Source organism: Mycobacterium sp. (assembly GCF_050701675.1).
Classification (GTDB): Bacteria; Actinomycetota; Actinomycetes; order Mycobacteriales; family Mycobacteriaceae; genus Mycobacterium.
The window spans coordinates 1-3,635 of the sequence record NZ_JBOGDD010000427.1 but is presented as its reverse complement, the minus strand read 5'-3'; the positions used below and the strand labels follow the sequence as shown (position 1 = coordinate 3,635).

The 3,635-nt window shown below is 67.2% G+C and carries 4 protein-coding genes and 1 pseudogene; 2 read left to right on the top strand and 3 right to left on the bottom strand.

From position 1 onward, the window contains the following. Positions 1 to 153, bottom strand: a pseudogene (locus ACRDUX_RS12940) (glutamate-binding protein); the annotation flags it as partial. Between the two features lie 24 nt (positions 154 to 177). Then, positions 178 to 906 carry an amino acid ABC transporter ATP-binding protein gene (locus ACRDUX_RS12935; protein WP_526414427.1) on the bottom strand — a complete coding sequence of 243 codons (729 nt, stop codon included), beginning with the start codon at positions 904 to 906 and terminating at the stop codon, positions 178 to 180. Between the two features lie 159 nt (positions 907 to 1,065). Between ACRDUX_RS12935 and miaB the strand changes: the two genes are divergently transcribed. Together miaB and ACRDUX_RS12925 are read left to right on the top strand one after the other, a co-directional pair. Beyond that, positions 1,066 to 2,646: a tRNA (N6-isopentenyl adenosine(37)-C2)-methylthiotransferase MiaB gene (gene miaB / locus ACRDUX_RS12930; protein ID WP_526414426.1), complete on the top strand. Its 1,581-nt coding sequence runs from the start codon at positions 1,066 to 1,068 to the stop codon at positions 2,644 to 2,646. Further along, positions 2,643 to 3,257 (top strand): Rv2732c family membrane protein, encoded by a 615-nt coding sequence (locus ACRDUX_RS12925; RefSeq protein ID WP_526414425.1) that lies wholly within the window; start codon positions 2,643 to 2,645, stop codon positions 3,255 to 3,257. The genes miaB and ACRDUX_RS12925 overlap by 4 nt, the downstream gene beginning before the upstream one ends. Here ACRDUX_RS12925 and ACRDUX_RS12920 read toward each other — a convergent pair. Next, positions 3,254 to 3,635, bottom strand: a 382-nt coding sequence (locus tag ACRDUX_RS12920; RefSeq protein WP_526414424.1) for a DUF349 domain-containing protein, incomplete at its 5' end; no start/stop codon positions are given. The genes ACRDUX_RS12925 and ACRDUX_RS12920 overlap by 4 nt on opposite strands.

Sequence of the window (3,635 nt, the reverse complement as noted above, 5' to 3'; positions counted from 1 at the left end):
CTTCAACCCGAGCCCGGGCTGATCGAACTTGGTGCCGATGACGATCTTGCCGTCATCACCGCCGGAACCGCCGCCGCCGCACGCGGCGACCGACAGTGGAAGTGCCACGGCGAGCGCTAGTGCAGCGACCACCCTTAGGCGCAGAGAAGGCATGTCGATATTCCTTTCGACGAACGGTTAGTGATTGAGGATCTTGCCGAGGAAGTCCTTGGCGCGGTCGGAGCGGGGGTTGGAGAAGAACTCTTCGGGTTCGGCGTCTTCGACGACCGCGCCGTCGGCCATGAAGATGATCCGATTCGACGCGCGACGGGCGAAGCCCATCTCGTGGGTCACCACCACCATCGTCATGCCCTCCTCGGCGAGCGAGGTCATGACGGCGAGCACTTCGTTGATCATCTCGGGGTCCAGGGCGCTGGTGGGCTCGTCGAACAGCATCACCTTGGGGTTCATCGCCAGCGAACGGGCGATCGCCACCCGCTGCTGCTGCCCGCCGGACAGCTGGGCCGGGTACTTGTCGGCCTGGTTGGCGATGCCGACGCGCTCGAGAAGCGACATCGCGTGCTCGCGCGCCTTGTCCTTGGACTGCTTGCGGACCTTCATCGGTGCGAGCGTCACGTTCTGCAGAATCGTCTTGTGCGCGAACAGGTTGAACGATTGGAACACCATGCCGACGTCGGAGCGGAGCTGCGCGAGCTTCTTGCCTTCCTCAGGAAGGAGTTCGCCGTCGATGGCGATGGTGCCGTTGTCGATCGGCTCGAGTCGATTGATGGTGCGGCACAACGTCGACTTGCCCGACCCCGACGGGCCGAGCACCACGACGACCTGGCCGCGGTCGACTTCGATGTTGATGTCCTTGAGCACGTGCAGGTCGCCGAAATGCTTGTCGACGCCCTGAATTGAGATCATCGGCACGGACGTCGGAGCCGGTTCGCGTGCGTCCGCCTCCGACTCGTCGGTCTTCATGCGCACAGACCTTACCCAGGTAATGCGCAGCATGCCGGGCTCTCGGGAATCCGGGGAATTTGGATGCGGCGGGCCCGCCCGTACCATTGGTTCGTGACTTCGATGGTGACGCGTGACGCGCAAGCCGTCGGTTCCTCGCGCAAGCGGCCGTCAGAAGGCGTCGGCCGTACCTACCAGGTCCGCACCTACGGCTGCCAGATGAACGTGCACGACTCCGAGCGGCTCGCCGGACTCCTGGAAGAGGCGGGCTACCGGCGCGCGGTCGACGGGGCCGATGCCGACGTCGTCGTCTTCAACACCTGTGCGGTGCGGGAGAACGCCGACAACAAGCTCTACGGCAACATCAGTCAGCTCGTGCCCCGCAAGGAGGCCAACCCCGACATGCAAATCGCGGTCGGCGGGTGCCTCGCGCAGAAGGACCGCGACGCGGTGCTCAAGCGCGCGCCGTGGGTCGACGTGGTGTTCGGCACCCACAACATCGGCTCGCTACCGACGCTGTTGGAACGGGCCCGGCACAACAGGGTCGCTCAGGTGGAGATCGTCGAGGCTCTGCAGGAGTTCCCGTCGACGTTGCCTGCCGCCCGTGAATCGGCCTATGCCGCATGGGTTTCGATCTCCGTTGGGTGTAACAACAGCTGCACGTTCTGCATCGTCCCGTCGCTGCGTGGCAAGGAGACCGACCGCAGACCCGGTGACATCCTCGCCGAGGCGCAGTCGCTAGTGGAACAGGGCGTCCTGGAGATCACGCTGCTCGGGCAGAACGTCAATGCCTACGGCGTCTCGTTCGCGACCGACGAGCGCTTGCGCGAGGACCCGACCGCATGGTCGGACGGTGCCCGTGACCGCGGCGCCTTCGCGAAGTTGCTGCGGGCGTGTGGACGCATCGAGGGCCTGGAGCGCGTGCGCTTCACCTCTCCACACCCCGCGGAGTTCACCGACGACGTCATCGAGGCCATGGCGGTCACGCCCAACGTCTGCCCGACGCTGCACATGCCGCTGCAGTCCGGCTCCGATCGCATCCTGAAGGCGATGCGCCGGTCCTACCGCGCCGAGCGCTATCTCGGCATCATCGACCGCGTGCGTTCGGCGATCCCGCACGCCGCCATCACCACCGACCTGATCGTCGGGTTCCCCGGCGAGACCGAAGAGGACTTCGCCGCCACCCTCGCCGTGGTCGAACGTGCGCGGTTCGCCGGTGCGTTCACGTTCCAGTACTCCAAACGGCCCGGCACCCCCGCCGCCGAGCTTCCCGATCAGATTCCGAAAGCCGTTGTGCAGGAGCGCTATATGCGTCTCATAGAACTTCAGGAGCGAATCTCGCTCGAGGAGAACGCGGCCCAGATCGGCACCAGAGTCGAATTGCTCGTCGCCACCGGAGAGGGCCGCAAGGACGCGAGCACCGCGAGGATGTCCGGGCGCGCGCGCGACGGACGTCTCGTGCACTTCACGCCAGGCGGTCGCGACGTTCGGCCCGGCGACGTCGTGACCACGACCGTGACCTCTGCCGCCCCGCACCACCTCATCGCCGACGCCGACGTCTTCGAGCACCGCCGCACCCGTGCCGGCGACGCGCACGAGGCCGGGCGCCGCGTGAAGACGACGGGCGGCAAGACCATCGGTCTCGGGCTCCCCGGCATCGGCATGCCGCCCGCCAAGATGGTGTCGATGGGCTGTGGCTCGTGAACCGCGGTGACCGCAACGAGTCGGGTTTCGACGACTTCAAGGGTGACATCGAGGACGCCGAGCGTCGCGTCGCGCGCGAGATCGATCCAGGCGCACGGGCTTTGGTCGTCGCGATCCTGGTCTTCGTCATCCTGCTCTCGTTCGTGCTGCCCCACACCGGAAGCGCCAAGGGCCTTGACGTGCTCGTCGGCGACGACGCGGCAATCCGCGAGGCCATCGCACTGCCGTCTCGGGTCTTCACCTGGCTGGTGCTGGTCTTCAGCGTCGGGTTCTCGATCCTCGCGCTGATCACCCGCCGCTGGGGTCTGGCATGGATTGCACTGGCCGGCTCGGCGGTGGCGTGCCCGATCGGGATGCTGGCGGTGTGGTCGCGTCAAACGGTCGCCGAGCCGCACCCCGGGCCAGGCTTCGGACTCATCATCGCGTGGATCGCGGTGATACTGCTGACCTTCCACTGGGCGCGCGTGGTGTGGTCGCGTACCGCGGTTCAGTTGGCTGCGGAGCAGGAGCGTCGCAGGGTGGCCACCGAACATCAGCGCAAGGGGTTGCTCGACGATCCGGGGGACCGGCCCGACCCAGCCGGTTCCGAGGAACGGACCGAGGACTCCTAGCGCTTCTTGCCAAGCGCCTGGACGGCCGCCTCGGCCCACTCGCGCCACTGGGTGGCATTGGCACGGGCCTGTTCGGCGTCCTTGCTGCGACCCGCCGCCGCTGCCTTCTCGGCCTGCAGCTCGTACTGCTCCGCACGGACCTTGAACTGATCCGCTCGGGCCTGCGCCTCCGGATCGGTCTGGCCGGCTGACGCGGCGTCACGGACCTTCTTCTCGACGGCCTTCATGCGTCGATCGAGCTCGGGTGCGCGCTCGCGGGGGACCTTGCCGACGGCATCCCACTTGGCGCCGACCGCGCGCAACGTCGCGCGAGCGGCATCGGCGTCGGACAGGTCGATGGCCTCGGCCTCGACCAGCAGCGCGTCCTTGGTGGCGGCG